Source organism: Cronobacter turicensis (assembly GCF_041222865.1).
Lineage (GTDB): Bacteria > Pseudomonadota > Gammaproteobacteria > Enterobacterales > Enterobacteriaceae > Cronobacter > Cronobacter turicensis.
Genome location: NZ_CP165997.1, coordinates 2,127,441 through 2,148,801 on the forward strand (window position 1 = coordinate 2,127,441; position 21,361 = coordinate 2,148,801).

Annotated in this window: 23 protein-coding genes; 12 read left to right on the forward strand and 11 right to left on the reverse strand. The window is 56.7% G+C overall.

Annotation, left to right across the window (positions count from 1 at the left end):
• Positions 1-91: 91 nt before the first annotated feature.
• Entirely contained in the window at positions 92-994 is a 903-nt protein-coding gene (locus tag AB8W27_RS10195; RefSeq protein WP_015741263.1) for a LysR family transcriptional regulator, read from the forward strand.
• A gap of 983 nt (positions 995-1,977) precedes the next feature.
• Positions 1,978-2,547: a C40 family peptidase gene (locus AB8W27_RS10200; protein ID WP_015741261.1), complete on the forward strand. Its 570-nt coding sequence runs from the start codon at positions 1,978-1,980 to the stop codon at positions 2,545-2,547.
• 52 nt (positions 2,548-2,599) lie between these two features.
• Here the strand turns inward: AB8W27_RS10200 and AB8W27_RS10205 are convergent, their stop codons facing one another.
• The 6 genes from AB8W27_RS10205 to AB8W27_RS10230 all read right to left on the reverse strand — a co-directional run bounded on the left by AB8W27_RS10205 (position 2,600) and on the right by AB8W27_RS10230 (position 7,942).
• On the reverse strand, positions 2,600-2,959 hold the full coding sequence (locus AB8W27_RS10205; protein WP_015741260.1) for a hypothetical protein: 360 nt from the start codon (positions 2,957-2,959) through the stop codon (positions 2,600-2,602).
• 93 nt (positions 2,960-3,052) lie between these two features.
• The gene (locus AB8W27_RS10210) at positions 3,053-4,354 is read right to left on the reverse strand and encodes a sorbosone dehydrogenase family protein (protein WP_041923549.1); all 1,302 of its coding nucleotides are present in this window, start codon (positions 4,352-4,354) and stop codon (positions 3,053-3,055) included.
• Positions 4,355-4,366: 12 nt separating this feature from the next.
• Positions 4,367-4,792 (reverse strand): DUF2231 domain-containing protein, encoded by a 426-nt coding sequence (locus tag AB8W27_RS10215; RefSeq protein WP_015741258.1) that lies wholly within the window; start codon positions 4,790-4,792, stop codon positions 4,367-4,369.
• Positions 4,793-4,962: 170 nt separating this feature from the next.
• A complete protein-coding gene (locus AB8W27_RS10220) occupies positions 4,963-6,177 on the reverse strand; it encodes an EAL and HDOD domain-containing protein (RefSeq protein ID WP_041924167.1) in 1,215 nt (404 codons plus the stop codon).
• Between the two features lie 184 nt (positions 6,178-6,361).
• Positions 6,362-7,573: an MFS transporter gene (locus tag AB8W27_RS10225; RefSeq protein ID WP_015741256.1), complete on the reverse strand. Its 1,212-nt coding sequence runs from the start codon at positions 7,571-7,573 to the stop codon at positions 6,362-6,364.
• Between the two features lie 27 nt (positions 7,574-7,600).
• Positions 7,601-7,942 carry a hypothetical protein gene (locus tag AB8W27_RS10230; protein ID WP_015741255.1) on the reverse strand — a complete coding sequence of 114 codons (342 nt, stop codon included), beginning with the start codon at positions 7,940-7,942 and terminating at the stop codon, positions 7,601-7,603.
• A 147-nt stretch (positions 7,943-8,089) separates the two neighbouring features.
• Between AB8W27_RS10230 and AB8W27_RS10235 the strand changes: the two genes are divergently transcribed.
• Positions 8,090-9,061 carry a UV damage endonuclease UvsE gene (locus AB8W27_RS10235; protein WP_041923548.1) on the forward strand — a complete coding sequence of 324 codons (972 nt, stop codon included), beginning with the start codon at positions 8,090-8,092 and terminating at the stop codon, positions 9,059-9,061.
• A gap of 69 nt (positions 9,062-9,130) precedes the next feature.
• Here AB8W27_RS10235 and AB8W27_RS10240 read toward each other — a convergent pair whose 3' ends face one another.
• On the reverse strand, positions 9,131-10,066 hold the full coding sequence (locus AB8W27_RS10240) for an AraC family transcriptional regulator (RefSeq protein WP_041923547.1): 936 nt from the start codon (positions 10,064-10,066) through the stop codon (positions 9,131-9,133).
• 185 nt (positions 10,067-10,251) lie between these two features.
• Here AB8W27_RS10240 and AB8W27_RS10245 point away from each other — a divergent pair, with 185 nt between their 5' ends.
• From AB8W27_RS10245 to AB8W27_RS10265, 5 genes are all read left to right on the forward strand, one after another.
• Complete coding sequence (locus tag AB8W27_RS10245; RefSeq protein WP_041923546.1) at positions 10,252-10,989, forward strand: SDR family oxidoreductase; 738 nt, start codon at positions 10,252-10,254, stop codon at positions 10,987-10,989.
• A 141-nt stretch (positions 10,990-11,130) separates the two neighbouring features.
• On the forward strand, positions 11,131-12,132 hold the full coding sequence (locus AB8W27_RS10250) for an alpha/beta fold hydrolase (RefSeq protein ID WP_041923545.1): 1,002 nt from the start codon (positions 11,131-11,133) through the stop codon (positions 12,130-12,132).
• A 110-nt stretch (positions 12,133-12,242) separates the two neighbouring features.
• Positions 12,243-12,440 carry a hypothetical protein gene (locus AB8W27_RS10255; RefSeq protein WP_015741250.1) on the forward strand — a complete coding sequence of 66 codons (198 nt, stop codon included), beginning with the start codon at positions 12,243-12,245 and terminating at the stop codon, positions 12,438-12,440.
• A 1-nt stretch (position 12,441) separates the two neighbouring features.
• A complete protein-coding gene (locus tag AB8W27_RS10260) occupies positions 12,442-13,206 on the forward strand; it encodes a hypothetical protein (protein ID WP_015741249.1) in 765 nt (254 codons plus the stop codon).
• Positions 13,207-13,269: 63 nt separating this feature from the next.
• Positions 13,270-13,863, forward strand: a complete 594-nt coding sequence (locus AB8W27_RS10265) for a flavin reductase family protein (RefSeq protein ID WP_007761132.1) — start codon at positions 13,270-13,272, stop codon at positions 13,861-13,863.
• Between the two features lie 202 nt (positions 13,864-14,065).
• Here AB8W27_RS10265 and AB8W27_RS10270 read toward each other — a convergent pair whose 3' ends face one another.
• Positions 14,066-14,440 (reverse strand): TfoX/Sxy family protein, encoded by a 375-nt coding sequence (locus AB8W27_RS10270; RefSeq protein WP_015741247.1) that lies wholly within the window; start codon positions 14,438-14,440, stop codon positions 14,066-14,068.
• 456 nt (positions 14,441-14,896) lie between these two features.
• Here AB8W27_RS10270 and AB8W27_RS10275 point away from each other — a divergent pair, with 456 nt between their 5' ends.
• A complete protein-coding gene (locus AB8W27_RS10275) occupies positions 14,897-15,661 on the forward strand; it encodes an SDR family NAD(P)-dependent oxidoreductase (RefSeq protein WP_015741246.1) in 765 nt (254 codons plus the stop codon).
• A 49-nt stretch (positions 15,662-15,710) separates the two neighbouring features.
• Here AB8W27_RS10275 and AB8W27_RS10280 read toward each other — a convergent pair whose 3' ends face one another.
• Together AB8W27_RS10280 and AB8W27_RS10285 are read right to left on the reverse strand one after the other, a co-directional pair.
• On the reverse strand, positions 15,711-16,796 hold the full coding sequence (locus AB8W27_RS10280; RefSeq protein WP_015741245.1) for an NAD(P)-dependent alcohol dehydrogenase: 1,086 nt from the start codon (positions 16,794-16,796) through the stop codon (positions 15,711-15,713).
• A gap of 161 nt (positions 16,797-16,957) precedes the next feature.
• A complete protein-coding gene (locus AB8W27_RS10285) occupies positions 16,958-17,494 on the reverse strand; it encodes a carboxymuconolactone decarboxylase family protein (RefSeq protein WP_041923544.1) in 537 nt (178 codons plus the stop codon).
• 119 nt (positions 17,495-17,613) lie between these two features.
• On the opposite strand from AB8W27_RS10285, the gene AB8W27_RS10290 reads away from it, so the two are divergent.
• A complete protein-coding gene (locus tag AB8W27_RS10290; RefSeq protein WP_041923543.1) occupies positions 17,614-18,528 on the forward strand; it encodes an AraC family transcriptional regulator in 915 nt (304 codons plus the stop codon).
• Here AB8W27_RS10290 and AB8W27_RS10295 read toward each other — a convergent pair.
• Complete coding sequence (locus AB8W27_RS10295; RefSeq protein WP_015741242.1) at positions 18,525-19,346, reverse strand: arylamine N-acetyltransferase; 822 nt, start codon at positions 19,344-19,346, stop codon at positions 18,525-18,527. The two genes, AB8W27_RS10290 and AB8W27_RS10295, sit on opposite strands and share 4 nt — an antisense overlap.
• Before the next feature lie 483 nt (positions 19,347-19,829).
• Here AB8W27_RS10295 and AB8W27_RS10300 point away from each other — a divergent pair, with 483 nt between their 5' ends.
• Positions 19,830-20,339, forward strand: coding sequence for a ferritin-like domain-containing protein (locus AB8W27_RS10300; RefSeq protein ID WP_015741240.1), 510 nt, complete (start codon positions 19,830-19,832; stop codon positions 20,337-20,339).
• Positions 20,340-20,413: 74 nt separating this feature from the next.
• The gene (locus AB8W27_RS10305) at positions 20,414-21,319 is read left to right on the forward strand and encodes a manganese catalase family protein (protein ID WP_041923542.1); all 906 of its coding nucleotides are present in this window, start codon (positions 20,414-20,416) and stop codon (positions 21,317-21,319) included.
• Positions 21,320-21,361: the final 42 nt, after the last annotated feature.

The following is a 21,361-nucleotide window of genomic DNA, read 5'->3' on the forward strand; positions in this document are numbered from 1 at the left end:
GCGATTAAAAGATACCTGATTGTAACTGCTATCAATGCTGATGGTTATATGGTAGAAATGGCAATCATTATTATCATATATGGGATAGTTGATGCATCCGGTTCTGGATTTTAAAACTCTGAAAGTGTTCATTGCGGTGGTTGAAAAAGAAAGTTTTGTCGGGGCATCGAAACTCCTTGAAATGCCGACCTCCAATGTCAGCCGCTGTATTGCGCAGTTAGAAGAAAAACTGAGTCTGCAGCTCATTGAGCGCAGCACCCGGCATATGAAACTGACCCAGGCGGGTCATCTGCTTTATAGCCGGGCGAAGCCATTACTGGAGGCGCTTGAGCAAACGGAGACAGAATTGACGTTGCGGCAAATGCAGCTCAGGGGGCCACTGCGTATCTGTATTCCCAGTGAATCAGGGCCTGCATTGCTGGGCTCTGCTATCGCCGATTTCGCCTGTCAGTATCCCGAACTGGAAATCAGCTGCGTCACCAATTTGTCAGGTTTTGAATCCCTGCGAGACGATCTTGATGTAGCAATCATTATTACCCGAGGACAGATGGACGACAGTGACTATATAGCCCGTCATCTGATGACCATTCCTTGCACTATTGTCGCCGCGCCCTCGGTGATCCAGCGCTATGGCACGCCTTCTCATATACGGCAATTTGAAGAACTGCCCTGTATTACAACGGTTAGCGCGCTGAAAGGGGCGCCCTGGCAATTTGTGAATACAAAAGGGGATTTCGAGACGATAAAGGTTAAAGGGCATTATCGCGTCAATAGCGGAGAGATGGCAGGACGCGCGGCCGTAGCCGGAGTCGGTTTTGCCATTCTGGCGAAACAAGCCTGCCAGCCTTACATTAACGATGGACGGCTTATCGAGGTTCAGTTTGAACAAGCGGCAGCGCCGTTGCAATTATTCGCCGTGTATTCAAACCGGCGTTTTTTGCCCGCGAAAACAAGAGCGTTTATTGATTTCGTACATCAGCGATTGAACCCGTAGCGCGGGTAAGCAAAGCGCACCCGCGGAGGGCAATTCATTCAACGTGACAGATGAAGTGTAAAGGCGCGCAGCCAAGCAGCAGCCCATGTCGCCGGGTCCGATTGCTGCGAGCATCCGGCCATTAACGGAATACGTTTTCTCTCAACGTCTCTGGATATGGAACGCGGTTGTGTTCAGGCGTCATGCGCACCCGCAAAATCTTATAGCGGCGTGGGAGCTCGGGCCGAACTTACTGAACATCGCCGGGAGTCTCCTTTGGTGCGCATAATGTATATTATGTTAAATTGGATTTGGCATCGGAACCACGCATATCAGCCCTGGCTGTCAGACTCCTTATTACCTGCCCTGCATATCTCAACCGGGATAACGCCAAACCTCTGCCTTGCTCCCGGTGCGCTACGCGAAATCCGTTGGTCTGAGCCTCACAACTTTTCTCAGATTTCACGTAGCGCACCGTTTTTACATTGCCTTTCGCAGGTGCGCTCTGCTTACCCGCGCTACGGCGTTATCAGCAAACTCTTCCGGTTGCGCGTTAAACCGCGCGGCTTCGTCCATCAACGGCGCATGTCCTGAGCTTGCGACCAACTCTGACTGTATGCGCGGGTTGATCGCTTTCGCTCTTTCAGCAACCGACCGCGACACTTTTAACATCTGCTGACGACGCACGTAGCGCGGGTAAGCGGAGCGCACCCGCGGACGTCATTCTGGACACAGGTATCCATGGTGACATTAATTATGTTTGGGGATAATTACTGGGCGTTATTTAATAACGCAATAATTAGCACTACTGCCTGCTGTAAAGCCTTTATTTCGGGTTAAGTTGTTTCTGAATATGAATATCCGCGCCGAAGCACTTCTCGCGAGAAATATTATTACGGCTTAATGTCAATAAGTGTAAAGGATGAGAAAGCGCTGGCGATGAGCCCCGTTTTTAGTAAAAATTCCGGCACCCAGTATATAAAACCGCTTGTCAGTGAGACGATATGGATTTCCGCGCCAAACCTTTTTTCGCCCTTTTGTTCTGTGTTTACCTGACAGGATGCGCTCACCAGTCGCCAAAACCGAAAGCCAACGCCCCGCTCCCTGATACCACCGCAAGCCAACACCGGCCGGACCTGATACCCGTTATCGCCGCCCTTCACGACCAGATGAACACCTGGCGCGACACGCCTTATCAGTGGGGCGGCACAGAGCGTGACGGGATCGACTGCTCGGGTTTTGTCTGGCGTACCCTGCACGACAGATTTAATCTGCCGATGGCGCGCGTCACCACGCGGGAATTAATTCAGATGGGGAAAGGCGTTGATAAAAATAAACTGCGCCCTGGCGACCTGGTGTTCTTCCGTATTAAGGGCGCGCTGCATGTCGGCTTTTATGACTCTGACGGTGAATTTATTCATGCTTCAACCAGTAAAGGCGTTACCCGATCATCATTAGAAAACCCTTACTGGCAAACCGTATATTTAGAAGCGCGTCGATTGCCGGATAATATCAGCCAGGTGGTGACGATGAATCATAATTCCGCCCCCGATCTCGCCAGCAACCGCGGGTGATCCTGAGGCCACCGTCTTCTGTGGCCTCGCTGGCCCCTGCCCTGCGCGGGCTTTATACGGCTGGCGGATTATCGTCGCCGCCTTTGTCACTCAGTTCATTAAGCACAATCTCTTTAGCGGGCGCGTCATCAAGCCTGCCTGCGTAGTCGCCAGAGACATCCGGCAGGCTGGTAAACTGCCCGTCGATAAACAGAAACTCCAGATGTGCGGCGATATCTTCCAGCACCGCGGAGGCGCTCTTCAGCCCTTCGCCATGCTCATCGTTGCCATCAAGCCGCCAGGCGAACGTGCCATTCTCGTCGCGGGCTTCGCCCAGGTCGATAATCCGGCCGTCAATGTTTTGCGCCAGCACGCGGCCATCGCAGAGAAACAGAAAATAGGGCATCCCGTCGCGTTGGGTGGATTCCGGCATCGTGAACTCCTTGCTGATGAATGAAATAAAAGTATAGCAGGCGGCAGCGCGCCCTCTTCTGAAGGGAAAAGGCCGCCCGACGGCGGCCTGTTTTTACTTCGCTGCGCTGACGCGCCAGACAGCGTTACCGGCGTCGTCGGCAATCAGCAGCGCGCCGCTGTTATCCTGCGTCACGCCGACTGGCAGCCCGCGCACCTGTTTCTGATCCTCCGTCAGGAAACCGGTCACGACCGGCTGCGGCATCCCGACCGGTTTACCGTTTTCAAATTTCACCCACACCACCTGATAGCCGTTGAGCGGCGAGCGGTTCCAGCTGCCATGTTCGCTCACAAACGCCCCGCCGCGATACTGCGGCATGTTATCGCCGGTGTAAAAATGCAGGCCAAGCGGCGCCACGTGCGAGCCGAGCGCGTAATCCGGCTTGATCGCTTTTGCCACCAGATCCGGGCGCTGTGGTTCAGCGCGTTTATCGACGTGATTGCCAAAATAGCTGTACGGCCAGCCGTAGAAGCCCTTCTCCTGTACCGACGTCATATAATCGGGCACCAGATCGGAGCCGATTTCATCGCGTTCGTTGACAATCGCCCACAGCTTGCCGCTCACAGGCTCCCACTGGAGGCCGGTCGGGTTGCGCAGGCCGCTCGCATAGATACGGCTGGCGCCGGTAGCGGCGTCCACTTCGAGCACTGCCGCGCGGCGATATTCCGCGCCGATGCCGTTTTCCGTGATATTGCTGTTAGACCCGACGCCCACATAGAGCTTGCTGCCGTCCGGGCTTGCCAGCAGCGATTTGGTCCAGTGATGGTTAATCGGCCCGCCCGGCAGTTCAGTCACTTCCTCGCCCGGCGAGCGGATCGCCGTTTGTCCTTCCTGATACGGGAACTTCACCAGGCTGTCGGCGTTCGCTACCCACAGCGTATTGCCGGTGAGCTGAATGCCAAACGGCGCGTTAAGGTTTTCAATAAAGGTATGCTTCTCCCATTTACCGTTAACGTTACGCAGCAGCGTGATGCGATTACCGCCCGGTCCGCCCTTACCCGACGCCTTTTGCACCACGCCCATAATCAGCTGTTTGGGGCGTGTGGTCGGTTTTGGCGTGCCGTTGGATTCGGCAATCAGAATATCGTTATTGGGCAGCACATAAACCTGGCGCGGATGCATCAGTCCGTCGGCGATTTTTTCAATCTTCAGACCCTGCGCCACTTTCGGCATTTCGCCCTCTTTCCACGCCACGCCTTCCGGCACCTGCATCGGCGGCAGAAGGAAGTTTTTCGCTTCCGGGAGTTCCGGGTTGGGCCCGACCTGTTTTTGCGGATCGAGCGTGGCGCTGTTATCACAGCCGCTAAGCAGAACGCCCAGCGAGACGGCCAGCGCGAGACGATGAATGTTGTTCATGCAGGCTTCTCCTTAAGCAGTGCGTTGGCGTAACGCGAGTTGAACATTGGCCAGCAGCATCAGCGCCACAACCAGCGTTGAGAGAATGACGCCCGCAGGCACCACGGCGTAAGCATCACGGCTGTGAATAAAGGCGTTGAATATGGCCAGCACGATCGCCACCAGATTCAGCCAGAAGTGTAGCCGCTGCGCCGGGCCATGCAGATGGCGACGTCCCGGCAAGATCTGCCCGAGGCTGATTAAGCGCGGAATAATGGCGATCACAAGGCCGATGGCGATAAGCCAGCTTGCGGCATCGGTCCACATCTGCACGTAGCTTTTCATATAGAGGATGTCGAAAATCCAGGCGGCCGTGAAGAAGCCTAAAGGAAGGGGATTGAACAGTTCATAAAGCGCCACGGCGGCTGCCGGGGATCGTGCGGTCGTGTGCGGGTGCATATCCGTCTCCTGACGTCATCCAGAACCAGCGACGGCAGCGCCCAGGCGCCGCACGTCAGCGTGCCTGTAAAAGCGTAGTCAAGATGCGCGAGAATGACGGAATAATCGAAACCGTGTTTTAGCCAGATGGCGCGCAGGCGGCGCCAGCCGGGCCGCTGGCGTCAAAAATATCAGACGATGGCGTCACCCCATTTCACCGCTTCATGCGTCATATCGATGATATCCCGCTCGGTAAGATTCAGTTCCTGCGCCACATTGACTACCTCCGGCCAGTCGGCGCACTCGAACGCCTCGCACAGCCGGACCAGCGCGCCCGGCACGCCTTCCCGGTTAAGCAGCGCTTTTTTGACTTCCTTCGAGACGTAAATCTGCTCAAGCAACGTCTCCATCGGGATATCCATAATCGCATCGAGGCGCGAGAACAGCCCGGTGATAAACGCGTCATCCTCGCTCACGTCGCCGATGCGGTGCGCCGCGAGTTCGCAGAAGCGCCCGTACACCAGACTGACGTTGTAGAGCTCGCTCACCGAGGTATCGCTGATGTGCGTGACCGCGAGGATCGTAATGAACCTTTTCAGTTCATAGAGCCCAAGAAACGCGAAAATGCTGCGAAACGGCAACGATTCGGCGTTAGCGTGATAGTTATGCTGATACTTGATGTTATTAACGTAGCGCATCAGCTTATAGGTGATCGCCACATCCCGGCTGATCAATTTTTCGAGCTTCGCCATATCCGGGCGGGCCGCGTTCACCTCGCGGATAAGCTCCAGGATAAAGACTTTTTGTTCAGGAAGCTTTTTCGTCTTGATGAGTTCCGGCTTGCTGTAGAAATAGCCCTGGAAAAGATGAAAACCCAGCTGCAGATACTGATCAAATTCCTCGCGCTGCTCGACTTTTTCAGCCAGCAGTTTACAGCGCAGATTCGGGTGCGCTTTCAGGAACGTTTTGATCTGTTCAACGCTTGTGGACTGAATATCAAACTTAATGACGCTGATATAGGGTAAAAAACGGCTCCACTCGCTTTCCAGCGTGAAATCATCCAGCGCGAAGCAGTAGCCCTGCTCGTACATCTCACGCACGGTGGTAAACAGCGCGTTATCCGGCACGCTGTTCTCAAGAATCTCTATCACGACATTCTGGCGCGGCAGCGACTGCGCCAGCCCGTTGACGATCATTTCATACGGGAAATTGATAAATGACGTATGTCTCCCGGACAGGCGCTGTAATGGCGTGACCAGAAAATGATCGGCAAGCAGCTGACTGGTGGCGAACTCGGCGGTAACGGGTGGAAAGGCGTTGGTCAGCCCGTCCCGGTAGAGTAGCTCGTAAGCCACCGTGTTCAACGACGCGTCAAAGATAGGCTGCCGCGCTATGAAGGAATACATTTCAACCTCCGGTTTCGTTTTTTCGACGTCCATTACAGCGATGCGCTGCTTGTTCGACCGGCACTAAAACATTCCTGAATACACTCTTCCGGCACTCAGCCGGCAGAACCGCAAGCCATACGTAAGCTCCCGAGGTATAACGCTTACGCCCTGTGCGCCATTAAAGCGCGGCTTTATAAGATATTTATCGGCGTGCGGCTCGCTTTCTTGAGCATATATCCGGGTCACGCGCTGGCGTTTGCTCAGCGGGTAAAAAGAGCGCGAGTAACGCCAGCGCCCCGAAAATGGTGAGCGCAGGTACGGCGCTTAATGTGTCCAGCAGCGCGCCAAAGAGCGCGGAGCCCGCCATCTGGCCGGTCGCCAGCAGCAGAAATACCGCGCCGAGGCCCGCCGCCGGAAACTCTCCTGTCGCCGCCACTCCGCTGACCAGCAGTACGCCGGAGAGCGTGATATAGGCAAAACCATAGAGCGCCGCCACGCCCCAGCACAGCCAGGGGTGTGAGGCGCAGAGCGCCAGCAGGCCGAACGCGGCCACGGTAAGGAGTTGCATCAGGCGGTGCGCGTGGTTAATGCCGACGCGGACAATCAGCACGCCCGTCAATACGCCAAAGCAACCCGCCACGCCAGTGACCAGCCAGAGCAGCGTGACATCGCGGCCTTCCATCCCCGCCAGCGACTGAAACATCAACGGCCCGAAGGACCAGTACGCCGCGCTCACCACGCCGCTTAACAGGGCGACAATCAGCGGCGGGCGCAGTGCGGGCCGCCGTAACGCCGCCAGTTGGGTTTTTAGCGAGAGGCGCTCACCCACTGCGCCGGACGGCATAGCGCGCCAGGCCATCAGCGTCGGGATAAGCGCGAGTGCGGCGAAGACCAGCCAGATCTCACGCCATTGCCCCGGCATCAGCAGCACGGCCAGCGCCGATAAAATGATGCCCCCGCCCGTTCCGGCATTGATAACCGTATTGACGCCAGGGCGCTGCGCCGGTGTCACCTCGCGGTTAACCGCTTCGGCCATCGGCGGCGAGACCAGCCCGGCGCTAATTCCGGCGCATATCACCCCCACGGCCAGCCAGAGCGGCCCTGTCGCCTGGGCGAGCACGATCAACCCGATAATCGCGAACAGACCCGCAAGCAGCGCAGGCAGCCGCGGCCCGGTGCGGGCAGTGCAAAAAGATGACGCCACGCTCGCCACGCCATAGGCCGCGAACGACGCCGCCGAGAGCGCGCCAACCCGCGTCGGGGACATCGGGATATCCCGGATAACATCGGGTAACTGTAATCCCCAGGAGAAACGCGCCAGTCCGTAGGCGGCGGCAATAAGCGAAAACCCGCTCAGGGCGAGAAATTTATGTCCGGACAGCAAGGCGACCTCAGCGAAGTAAATATCCTCCACTGAGTGTAGCCGCCCGTTGGCGCATGATCAGCGCATCAGGTGAGCAAGTTGTTCGCCGCAGGTTTGCGGCGCGGCGATAAGCGCAGCGCGTTTCGCGTCATCCAGCCCCTGCCAGGTGCTGATGACTTCGCGGCCAAGCGCGGCGGAATAGTGCTGGCGTTGCAGCGCGTAATCGTTGTTGCTGCCTTCAATCACGTTTTCCATCCCCGCCGCCCAGTCATCAGGGCGTTGATGCTGGTTCTGCAGCGTACAAAACACCGAGGCGTAATACGCTTTATCTTCATCGCTGAAGTGCGGCGTCAGCCACCAGTACGCCAGCGCCGCGCAGGCGATAACAGGAAGAACAACGCGCCAGGAGAGTAATTTCATAAGTCGTTTCTGATAAGTCCGTGAAAACGCGGCATGTCCGCCGCAAACGGACAGTATAACGGTTTTGCTTAAACTCAGGCTCTACGGCCTGACGAAACGCCCGGTTTACAGCCTGCTACACTGAAATCACAGACAACCGGAGGGTGCATGAAATTAGGTTTCGCATGTAAGTTTTTAGATTCAGGACTCAAACAGGAATTCCCGTTTAAATCGACCACCCGCACCCGCTTTTTAAGTCTCGATCATGCGACGCGTCTGACGCTGTTATCACAGCTCGCGCAGACGAATCTCAACCACCTTTATCTGACGCTGGAGCAGCTTGCACAACTCCCCCCCGCTTTAAGGATGATGCGCATCGGCAGCGATCTCCTGCCGCTCTATACCGTGCCGGAGGCAGGCCCGGTCTATCAGGAATTTTTCGACGATCTGGCGCCGTTATTTACCCGCTGCGGTGAATTTGCGCGCGAGCATGATATTCGCCTCTCCTTTCATCCTGGCCAGTATTCGGTTTTAGCGTCAGATAATCCTGACGTTGTCGAACGCGCGCTTGAGGATGTGGAATATCACGCCCTCTGTGCGGTAATGATGGGGTACGGCCAGCAGTTTCAGGATTTTAAAATCAATATTCATATGAACGGTAAACGCGGTTTCGCGGGTTTTCACGAGGCGTTTGGCCGGTTAAGCCCGCAGGCGCAGCGGATGCTGACGGTGGAAAACGACGAAATATCCTGCTCGCTGGATGATGTACTCCAGGCGCAGGCGCTGTGCCCGATAGTGCTGGATATTCACCACTATTGGGTAAAAGAGAATGCGTTTATTACGCCGGACGATCCGCGCATCGAGCAAATAAAAGCGTCATGGCGCGGCGTGCGCCCGGTTCTGCATTATTCCATCTCTCAGGAGGGGCTTATTCCTGAACAGGGATTTCCTGAGCAGTCACAACTCGGCGTCCCGAAAACCAAACTGCGCGCGCATTCCGATTATTATTTCAACAGCACGCTGAACGACTGGGCGCTCTCGTTTACCGATTTCGACCTCATGTGCGAGGTGAAGATGAAAAATATCGCCCGCGACCGGCTTTATGATTATGCGCTTTTAAAAGGCGTGGTCGGGGATTAAACCTGACCGGTGTATTTGTAGGGCGGGTAAGCGACGCGCACCCGTTGAAGGCAATTAATCCACTGGCCGTTAATGATTCGCCGTTATCGCCTCGAACTGCGTCGGCGGCAGCAGCGCGAACGACTGTTTCATTTCACGGGTTTCCGCCCCGGGCGTGCGGCCAAACAGGCGGCGAAACTCCCGGTTAAACTGCGACGGACTTTCATAGCCGACGCGCAACGCCGCCGTGGCGGCGCTGAGATTATCGCGGATCATCAGCAGCCGCGCCTGGTGTAGCCGCACGGCTTTGATGTACTGCACCGGCGAATTGCGGGTCACCGCTTTGAAATGCGCATGGAAAGCGGGCGCGCTCATGCCCGCTTCGGCGGCAAGCGTCGCGACATCCAGCCGCCCGGCGTAGTCGGCGTGAATGCGTTGCAGCACGCGGGAGATGCGGCTGAATTTGCCAAAACTCGCCAGCGCCGCGCGGATGGCGCCGCCCTGCTCGCCAATCAGTACGCGGTAGTAGAGCTCTTTGACAATGGCCGGGCCCAGGATCTGCGCCTCCTGCGGGTGGCTTAACGCGCGCAGCAGACGCAGCGTGGTATCGGCAAGCGGCGCGTCCAGCGGCGTCGAGAGAATACCTTCCGGCGGCGCGGCGCCCGCCCCTCGTTCGCCATCAAGCGCCAGCACCAGTTCGGCAATCACGGTCATCTCCAGCCGCACCGCCACAGCCAGCAGCGGCTTCTGCGGCGTGGCGTCGGTTTCGGTTGAGAACGGCAACGGCACCGAGAGCACCAGATAGTGACTGGCATTGTAGGTATAGATCTTATCGGCGAGATAACCGCGCTTGCAGCCCTGGCAGACAATAACAATACACGGCTCATACAGCACCGGCGTGCGCGCCAGCGCCCGGTTGGAGCGCATAAAGCGCACGGCATCGAGCTGTGAGCGGGTGTAGCCCTCCTGCGGGGCCAGCTGTTCCAGCAGCGCTATCGTTTCACGCTGGACGGGCTGCATTGTCATCGCGGCATCTCCGTTATATTTTCCTGCAACGATTGTGGCACGTTGCGCGCAAAGCTTCACCAGGGTTAATAGGATCAGGCAATACAGCGAGAGGAATGGCGCTACTGAAGGATACCTCACGGGCGTAGGCTTTAGACATACGGCACCGGCAGCCCGCCGGGCCTTCCTGTGAAGGAGTAAGCACCATGACGATGACCGAAGAACGCAAAGTTATCCTGCTCACTGGCGCCAGCAGCGGTATCGGCGAAGCGACGGCGCGCCTGCTGGCCGCCCAGGGCTACCGTTTACTGATTGGCGCGCGCCGCACCGACCGTCTCGCGGCGCTGTGCGAGGAACTGCGCTTTAACGGCGCGCAGATAGACTACGCGGCGCTGGATGTCACCATGCTCGACAGCATGGAAGCCTTTGTGCAGGCCGGGCTGGATAAATATGGCCAGATCGACGCGTTTATCAATAACGCGGGCGTGATGCCGCTCTCGCCGCTGGCCTCTCTTAAGGTGGACGAGTGGAATCAGATGCTCGATGTCAACGTGCGCGGCGTGCTGCACGGCATCGCCGCCGTGTTGCCAGTGATGCAAGCACGAAACCGCGGGCAGATTATTAATATCGCCTCCATCGGCGCGTATCGTGTTTCCCCGACGGCCGCGGTTTACTGCGCCACCAAATATGCGGTGCGCGCCATTACCGACGGGCTGCGCCAGGAGAATGAAACGATCCGCGTGACGTTAATCAGCCCGGGCGTCGTGGAATCGGAACTGGCGACGCATATCACCGATGAAACCGCCCGTGTGGCGATGGACGATTTCCGCCGCATCGCGCTGCCCGCCGATGCCATTGCACGCGCCATAGCCTACGCCATCGAACAGCCCGATAACGTTGACGTGAGCGAAATCGTGGTGCGTCCGACCGCCAGCCCGTATTAATCGTTTCAGGCCGGGGTTCGCCCCGGCGCTTTGCCTGCGCACGTTCTTTGCGTTTTTTTACAGGCCCGTTTACCCGGCGCGGCGCGCCCGTTGGCTATAGTCAAAAACGAATGCTGATAAAACCGTTATGGAGAACCGCCTGTGTCTTTACGCCTTTCCTGCGCGGCGCTGCTTTGCGCCCTCGCCGTCCCTGCGCTTGCCGAAACGCCCGCTTACGGCCCGGAACTTGAAGGTTTCGATTACGGCTGGCCGGTCGCGCGCTTTGAGTTTGACTCCCAGCGCCAGCCAATGCAGATGGCGTATATCGATGTGAAACCGAATAAACCCAACGGCCGCACCGTGGTGCTGATGCACGGCAAAAACTTTTGCGCCGGAACCTGGGATACAACGCTTCGCACGCTGCGCGACGCCGGGTATCGCGTTATCGCGCCGGATCAAATTGGCTTTTGTAAATCCACCAAACCCGAGCGCTACCAGTACAGCTTTCAGCAACTGGCGCAGAATACCCACGCGCTGCTGGAAAAACTCGGCGTGAAAAAGGCAACCCTTATTGGCCACTCTACCGGCGGGATGCTGGCTGCGCGCTACGCGCTCATGTATCCCAATGAGACAGAACAACTGGTGATGATTAACCCGATAGGCCTTGAGGACTGGAAAGCCAAAGGCGTGCCGGCGCAGTCGGTGGAGGCGTGGTATCAGCGCGAACTGAAAACCAGCGCGCAGAGCATTCGCCACTATGAACAGAGCACCTATTACGCCGGGCAATGGAAACCGGAATATGATCGCTGGGTCACGATGCTGGCAGGCATGTATCAGGGCGCGGGCAAAGAGAAAGTGGCGTGGAACTCCGCGCTGCTCTACGACATGATCTATACCCAGCCAGTAATTTATGAATTCGGGCAACTGACAATGCCGACGCTGCTGTTGATTGGCAATAAGGACACGACCGCGCCGGGCAAAGACGCCGCGCCGCCAGAGGTGCAAAAGACGCTGGGCGACTATCCGGCGCTTGGCAAAGCGGCGGCGCGCGCCATTCCACACGCGACGCTCGTGACCTTTGACGATCTCGGCCACGCCCCGCAAATTCAGGCGCCGGAGCGGCTCCATAAAGCGCTGCTGGATGGTCTGAATACGCTGAAATAATCAACTGCCCGCTGCGCAGGCGGGCCTTTTTCATCAGATAAAACCGTAAAACCCCTTTCTTTCTCCCTGCATCCACCAGGCTTTCTATACTGTTGGCCGGGAGGTTTTACATGCTAAGAATATTTCGCTCGCTTTTTACCAGCCCGGAAAAGCTGGTTCATGCCGTTCATCCGGCGCATATCCAGGATGCCATTGACGAAGGAGAACGCATTATCATCGATGAGGACGGCAACGCCTCGGTTAACGTTGCGTGTCTCGCCGTACAGGAAGATTTCGCCCGTCATGTTGAAATGCTGAAGAGGGCTTAAGATGGGAACGGCGATATTTATGGTGCTGATGGTGTGCGGCTACTGGTATACCAGCCGCGACCTCTCCACCCGTTTTAAATTTATGCGCACCTCAGGGTGGGATGTCTATTTCCTGGTGGCGCTCTACGGCTGTATTTTCGTGTTGCAGGGCATTATCGCGACCGGTCTGTTATGGCTGGGGCTGCTTGGGGTCTCTACGCTGCTAAATGCGTTCCCCGCATGGTCCGGCAGCGACGACTATCACTACCAGATGGCGTTTATGAACTGGAGCTTTCTCGGCATCCAGGCGCCGGTTGTGCTGATGCTGGGCTTTGCCATTGTGTTTTGTCTCTACCGCGCGAACTGGTCGCCCACGGCAAAGCTCGACAACAGCGGGCGTCGCTCGCTCTACCGCACGCTGTCACGCGCGAACGGCATCGAGGGGCTGCTCTATGAATGTATGGAAGAGGGCGAGCTTATCTGGATAACGATGAAATCCCAGCGCGTTTACATCGGGATGATCCACAGCGCGACCTTCGACAGCACCCGCAGCGACATCAGTAACCTGGTCTTAATCCCGATGCTGAGCGGCTACCGCGATCGCGAAACGCTGGATTTGCGCGTCGAGCATAACTACAGCGCCTGGTATGACAGCCATGACATCACCCTTCAGGCCGGGGAGAAATCGGCGCTCGCCTATCGCAAAGTCATTCTGCTGAACCAGATTGAGAGCCTGTCGCTGTTCGATCCGGCGCAGTCTCTCGCGCTCGGCATGCGGGACACGTAGCGCAAAACGCCTCGCGGGCGGGTGTGTTACCCTGCCCGCTTACGTCAACACAGGGTTATGCGTATGAATGACAGTCACTCCTTTATGGCGCCGGTGCCGCTCGATAAAGCGTACCGGTTAATCAACCACGGACCGACGGTGCTGGTTTCTGCCCGCCATGACGGCGTGGAAAACGTCATGGCGGCGGCCTGGGCCTGCGGGCTCGATTTCTCGCCGCCGAAAGTGACGGTGGTTATCGACAAAATCGCCCGCACCCGTGAATTGCTGGAGCGCAGCGGCACTTTTGTATTGCAGGTGCCGACCGTCGCGCAGCGTGAAATGACGTATGAGTTAGGCACGCTGAGCCTGCATAACGAACCTGAAAAACTGAAACTCGCCGGTGCGGAGCTGTTTCGGATGGAGGGCGTTGAGGCGCCTCTCGTCGCGGGCTGTTCCGCGTGGCTCGCCTGCGAATTGATTCCCGAGCCGCATAATCAGCAGCAGTACGATCTGTTTATCGGCCAGGTGACTGCCGCCTGGGCCGATACCCGCGTATTTCACGATGGCCGCTGGCATTTCGAAGAGGCGCCGCCGGAGCTGCGTAGTCTTCATCACGTGGCGGGCGGGCATTTCTACGCCATCGGCGAGGCGTTCGCCCGCCCCGGCAGCGAGATTTAAACGCCCTTCTTTCCCCTTTTAAAGCCAGCGCGTCTGGCTTTTTTTATGCCTGTTTCCCACACGCCGCCCCTGCTGTTTGCGCCCTTTTTTATCTTGCGAAGCTTTTGAGACGGCGCTGACGTTACAGAATAATACTTGGATCCTTTAATGTATGTTGTAACTAAAGCAGTAGATTATCGTTCGCTTAAGGCAGTGCGCCAATTTATCGCGAGGTTTTACGCGGTTTTTTCTCTGGCGCACGCCTCGCGGCGGCAAGTCCTTCGCGCGCCCAGCGTAATAATTCCGCGCTATCCTCCACCAGCTCCTCTGATATGTGGTAATAACCAAGCGCCACTGCCTGCTGGCCGCCGCTACGGCGCGTCGTGATATAGGTAAAAGGAAGGAACCCCTGCGCGATAAACTGCTCGCGGTTCTGCGCGTCCGCTTTGATATACACCTGCGCATCGCCGTCCACCAGCGCAAACATCCGCCCCGCCTGAAACAGCGCCACACAGCCAAACATGCGGCGGGTGTCAACCGCACCGAGGGGCGCCAGCTGATCCAACAGAAAAGTCACATATTCACGGGAAATGCTCATTGCTCTCCTCCGCCCGGCTCAGGGCATGGAAATTAACGCCAGCTTAAAAAGGTCGGGATCGAAATTAAGATCAACTTAATCTCAAAGGATCTTTAAAAGTGACAGGGTTGACGGCTCTGCATGCGGCGGGATCGAATGGGATCACCGCTCAGGATATTTTTTGTTCACTTTGCACATGTTATCCACAGGTAAGCGGAGCCGCACAATAATAGCTTTATGATAAATGAGTAAGCCATTGATACGCAAAGCTAAAGCCCCTCTCTTTTGACCCCGGTTAATTCGCAGCGCGAAAGTTTGGGTTACGTCACATTTTTAAATGACTTTTTATTTAAGCGAAATCAGACAGTTACGTGGATTCTGAGAGCATCAACTTGCGAAGCGCGTAATGAATGCCAGAGTTAACAAGGACTTGATGATTAAGCACAGCATTGTGCCAGACACTGGAAAGGAGGATGTATGAACCGTTTTCAAGAAAAAGTCGTGGTCGTGACGGGTGCAGGATCAGGGATTGGCGCGGCGGCGGCACGTCGGTTTGCCCGTGAAGGCGCAAGCGTCGTGCTGGTTGGCCGTACCAAAGAAAAACTCGATAAAGTGGCGGCGACGCTTGCGCAAGGCAAACATCTGGTAGCGCCCTGCGATGTCTCCGATGCGGCACAGGTGCAGGCGCTTGCTCAGCGCGTCACGGATGAGTTTGGTCGCGTTGATGTGTTAGTGAATAACGCCGGCGTGATTGTGCAGGGTAAAATTCATGAGATTTCGCTTGAGGACTGGGAAACACTGATGGGCACCGATCTCAATGGCGTTTTCTATTGTCTGCACGCGTTTATGCCGGGCCTGCTGAAGACCAAAGGCAACGTGATTAATATTTCTTCCGTCTCGGGGCTTGGCGGCGACTGGGGGATGAGCGTCTATAACGCGGCGAAAGGCGCCGTGACGAACTTTACCCGATCGCTGGCGATGGATTACGGCGCTGACGGCGTGCGCGTAAACGCCATCTGTCCGGGCTTTACCTTTACCGACCTGACGGAAGATACAAAGCAGGATGACGCGCTGCTGCAAAAATTCTATGAGCGTATCCCGATGAAGCGCGCGGGCGAGCCGGAAGATATCGCCGATGCGATTGCGTTTCTCGCCAGCGACGATGCCCGCTATATCACTGGCGTGAATCTGCCGGTGGATGGCGGCCTGACAGCGTCGAACGGCCAGCCGAAACAGGCGTAATAAAAAAGCGGGCCATCAGGCCCGCTTTATAACGTTGATGACCGTGTCGTTAAGCGGCCGTCACAGGCGCAAGACGCGCGCCCTGCTGGAGCGATGCCATATCAATGACAAAGCGATATTTCACGTCGCTTTTCAGCATCCTTTCCCACGCTTCATTGATTTCCTGAATGTTGATAACTTCCACATCGGCGGAAATATGGTGTTTCGCGCAGAAGTCGAGCATCTCCTGCGTCTCCGCGATCCCGCCAATGCAGGAGCCCGCCACGCTACGCCGCCCCATAATCATCGGTACCGTATTGACTGCGGGCTGCACTTCTCCGAGCAGGCCGACAAAGACCAATGTGCCGTCGATTTTAAGCGTGGACAGATACGGGTTGATATCATGCGCATAAGGCACCGTGTCGATGATCAAATCGAAATGTCCAGCTACCTGCTGCATCTGACTTTGTTCTTCAGAGAGCACCACATGATGCGCGCCGAGGCGGCGGGCGTCCTCTTCTTTACCCGGTGAGCGGGTGAACAGCGTGACATCGGCACCGAGCGCATGGGCAAGCTTGATAGCCATATGCCCGAGACCGCCAAGACCAACCACCGCGACACGGCTGCCTTTGTCGACGTTCCAGTGGCGCAGCGGCGACCAGGTAGTGATCCCGGCGCACAGCAACGGCGCGGCGCCCTTAAGATCCAGCCCTTCCGGCAGACGCAGCACGAAATCCTGCGATGCGAGAATGATTTGCGAATAGCCGCCGAACGTGAATTCGCCATCGTGACGGTCAATGCCGTTATACGTCTGGATGCAGCCTTCGAGGCAATATTGTTCGAGCCCGTCGCGACACGGGTGACAGGTACGACAGGAATCGACCATACAGCCGATGCCCGCGAGATCGCCGGGTTTGAATTTTTTCACGTCGCTGCCGACCGCCGTGACGCGGCCAATGATTTCATGGCCCGGCACGATGGGATACTGGCTAAAGCCCCAGTCGTTGCGCGCCTGATGGAGATCGGAATGGCAAACGCCGCAGTAGAGAATTTCCAGCACCACATCATCGGGGCGCGGGGCGCGGCGGGTAAATTCAAAGGGAGCCAGCGGCGCTTCGGCGCTCTGCGCGGCATAGCCCAGCACTTTCATAGTCATTATCATCTCCGGTTACGCGTATCAGCGGTGTTTACTTCTTATACTGCGCATCGGTGACTTTTGCCAGGCACCGGGCAAAGACGCGTTAAAGCATCGCGGGGGAGAAATACGCTAACGCATTGATATCGTTATTACCGCTCCCCTCCCCCGCCGTCTGCGGATTATTCTGCTTTCGGAAAATCCACCACAGTGTCATTCACCCGGTTCACCATATTGGTAAACAGGATGGCGCTGACGGCGCTCAGGATCTCAATGACCTGACGGTCGTCGAAACCGGCAGCGCGCAGCGCAGTCACGTCGCTTTCCGGCAGCGTGCCGCGGGTCGTGATGACGGTTTTCACAAAGCGCAGCAGCGCGTCGATATGCGAGTCCTGGGCGAACTGTCCGGCACGCAACGCTCGCGTCTCTTCAGCGCTGTAGCCCGCTTTTTTCGCCATCAGCGTATGCGCGGCAAGGCAGTAATCACAGCCGGTGGTCTCGCTCACCACCAGATTAATGGCTTCCAGCTCGCGGGCGCTCAGCGCGCCTTTTTTCAGCGCCATAGTATGTTGCAGCGCCTGTGACAGCATCTCCGGGGCGTTGCTGCCGATCGTGGCATACGCATTCGGGACTTTACCCATCGCGCTTTTCAGCGTATCAAACAGCTGGGCGGTTTTACCGGTAGCGGTGTCTGTCGCAATGGTCTGTAAACGGCTCATGATGCACTCCTTCGTGAATGAATGCCCGTCTGCGGGCGTTCCGTGCATAGTACGCATGACGCCCGGCGCTATCTGCCGTCCGGCGTCCCGGATTTTTGTCTTATCGTCTCAGGAGTTCTATGGACAGCCTCAGCCAGCTTATCGCCCTCCTCGCGCCGGAAAGCTCCATTGATTTACACTGCCGTTTTGCCGGGCGTTGGGCGTCAGATCACGCGCAAAGCCCGGCCGGTCATATCCCATGGCATGCGATCCTCTCCGGCAACGCGCGTCTGGTGCTTAATGGCGAGGTTATCACGGCGCAGGCGGGCGATATTTTTCTGCTGCCGCATGGCGCGCCGCACCGCCTGGAAAGCCATAAGCAGGACGGCGCCCGCGCGCCCGCGCAGCGGCACGAGAATGGAGTCATCACCGAAGTCGTCACCGAAGGCGACGAGGCGCCGCTGGTCATGTTGTGCGGTGAATTTCGCACCGGCGTCAGCGGCGCGCTGCTGTTCAGCGGGCAGCCTGCGGTGCAACGTATCGCCACAGGCGCGCGGGACGACTGCCGTTCGCTGACGGCATTATTAACAATGTTGTCGGATGAGAGCCTGAGCGGGCGCCCGGGCGCGGCGGCGATTGTGCGCGAACTTTCCTCGACCTTACTGACACTGGTCCTGCGCGCGCTGTTAAGCGAGGAAAACGCCGCGCCGGGCATGCTGCCGCTGCTTGCGGATAAACGGCTGGCGCCCGCCGTCAGCGCGGTACTGGCGAACCCCGAACACCCCTGGACGCTGGAGAGCATGGCGGCGCGCTGCTTTCTTTCCCGATCCACCTTTGCGAGACACTTTGCAAGCCGTTACCCGCTCACCCCGCAGGGCTGGCTGAACCAGGTGCGCATGGCGCGCGCGGCCCGGCTGCTGGAGCGCGAACAACGCGCTATCGGGCGGGTGGCCGAGGCGTGTGGCTATCTGACCCAGGCCGCGTTCAGCAAAGCGTTTAAAAGCGCCTGGGGCGTTACGCCCGGTCAGTTTCGCCAGCAGCACGCCCGCATTTAGGGGTTATCGCGAGGCAGCTGCGCCATCATCGCGCAGAACGCCTCGCGGGTGACGCCGTGTTCCGGGTGGTCGAAGCGCATCCCGAAATCCCGTTGCAGGCAGTCATATACCGCGTCGTCATCCGCCAGCGTCTGGCGATCGCCATTCACAGTGAGATGCTGATTCAGCAGTTTTAACGGTTTCTGCCCTGGCGGATGCAGCGCCGCCAGCAGATGATGGCGGAAATGGGAATCGGGCCAGTGGGCGATAAAGTGGTTGGCCATCAGGTAATCCGCAGGGTACTGACGCGCCTGGTCAAAGCGGTAAAGTGCGTGCCAGTCGTCGCCCTCTTCTTTCAACAGCAAAAATTCGCTCTGCTGGCTCTCAACACGAAATCGTCCTTCAGGGCCGGTTATCTCAGCGCCATGCGCGAGCGGGATCGGCGCGCTGAGCGTCGCGCCGCCAAAGCCAACATCGGCAATCCACGGTTCATCATTAAGCATGACCTGCACCAGCCGGTGGGTGCGCGGCGGCATGTCGTTGGGGTCGGCTATCAATACCCGCGCAGCAAGCGCCTCCACGGCAAACCCGCATTCCGCCAGCGCACGGGCAAAGAGCGCATTTTGCTCAAAACAGTAGCCGCCGCGCCCCGCCTCCACCAGCTTGATGAAAATCGCGTCGTCATCGAGCAGGATCTCACGCCCTAACAGCACATCGAGATTTTCAAAGGGAATGGCGGCGGTGTGATGCCTGTGTAGCGCGTTGAGCGTCTCAAGCGTCGGGCGCGACTCGCCGGTGTAGCCGATACGGCTGTAATAATCCTGTCGTCTGAATGCCATGAGGGTTCCTTATTCTGCGTCCTTAGCCTGTCTGATAATAGCTGCTTTAGCGTGAAGCGATGTGACATGGCGTGTTCAGGTTGTTGAATCATAACCGTATGCGCGAGAGCCAGTGCCGCACGGCGACGCTATTACCACGTCGATGATAAAACCCGCAGCGCTTTTTACCGCTTCGCTTAGGGGAATGATTTTCCTTTATTTCCTTTTATGTAAAGGCAATGTAAAAATAAAATTCAATTGCAATTATTTATTTGTTGAAGTTATACAATATGCGGCTGGGCGTACATATTTACGACGCAAGTGAATAATTATTATCCAGTTAATTTAACTTAGGATTACTCTCAAAAAACAGAATATCCCGGATTACCGCTCCCTTTCGAAAATATCTGCTACGCTTTTTAGTGCGTATCAAATTTATAAATTCTGTAGAGGACGCATAAATATTTCTTTACAGGTAACTGTATATTTCGGAAGAGGTGATTTATGACGACATACGAAGAAAATTATCATGACTGGCTGCGTGACGCTCATGCGATGGAGAAACAAGCGGAACAGATGCTGGAGTCAATGGCCTCCCGTATTGAGCACTATCCTGACCTCAAATCACGTCTTGAGCAGCATCTGGAAGAGACGCGCCACCAGCAACAACTGATTAATTCTGTTATTGAAAGAAATAACGTATCGACCTCTGTCGTAAAAGACACCATGAGCAAAATGTCCGCGATGGGCCAGGCCGTTGGCGGCATGTTCGCCTCTGACGAAGTGGTTAAAGGCGCTATCAGCGGCTATGTCTTCGAACAGTTTGAAATTGCCTGTTATACCTCGCTAATTGCTGCAGCAAAAGCGGTGGGTGACGAACAGGGCGTAGTGGTATTTAAACAAATCCTTGAACAGGAAATTGCGATGGCCGAATGGTGTCTGAACCATTTACCGGATGTCACTCAGCAATTCCTTAATCGCGCCGCCGCGCCTGGCGTTGAAGCGAAAAAATAAATTCTTGATTAATTTGCCTGCCAGTTTTCTGGCAGGCACAAATTGAGTGTTGTCGTGTAAAACAGGAGAACCTGATGTTCCGACATGTAAAACAATTGCAATATACGGTCCGCGTCGCGGCACCGAATCCGGGTCTGGCAAATCTTTTGCTGGAGCAATTTGGTGGGCCGCAGGGCGAACTCGCCGCCGCCACCCGCTACTTCACCCAGGGTCTGGGAGATGAAGATCCGGCACGTAAAGAAATGCTGATGGACATCGCCACAGAAGAACTGAGCCATCTGGAAATTATCGGTTCCCTTGTGGGGATGCTCAACAAAGGCGCTAAGGGTGACCTGGCGGAAGCCACCGAAGCCGAAGGCGAAATTTATCGCTCCATTACCGGCGCGGGTAACGACAGCCACCTGACCCAGGTCCTCTACGGAGGCGGGCCGCCGCTGACTAACTCCGCAGGCGTACCATGGACTGCGGCGTACATTGATACGATCGGCGAAGTGACGGCGGATCTGCGCTCAAACATCGCCGCCGAAGCGCGCGCCAAGATCATCTATGAGCGACTGATAAACCTGACGGACGATCCGGGCGTTAAAGATGCGCTGGGCTTCCTGATGACCCGTGAAGTCGCGCATATGCTGTCATTTGAAAAAGCGCTCTACTCTATTCGTAATAACTTCCCGCCGGGCAAACTGCCGCCGGTGGAACAGTATGCGAATGTTTATTACAACATGTCCAAAGGTGACGACCTGCGCGGTAGCTGGAACAGCGACGAGAACTTCGAGTACGTCGCCGATCCGCAGCCGGCAGTTAATGGAGGCGACGGTATGATTGATATCCAGCTTTCGCCGGAACAGCAGGCGAGCGTACTGACCATGGCACAGCGTTTACAGTCCGATCCGGGCATCAACCCGGTGACCGGCGCGGAAATGGGCGCATCTGTGCCCCCGGTAGAACGCCAGTCGAAAAAGCCGGTTGAGAAAAAATAACCGCGCTTAAACAACAAACCCTGCTCCGGCAGGGTTTTTTTA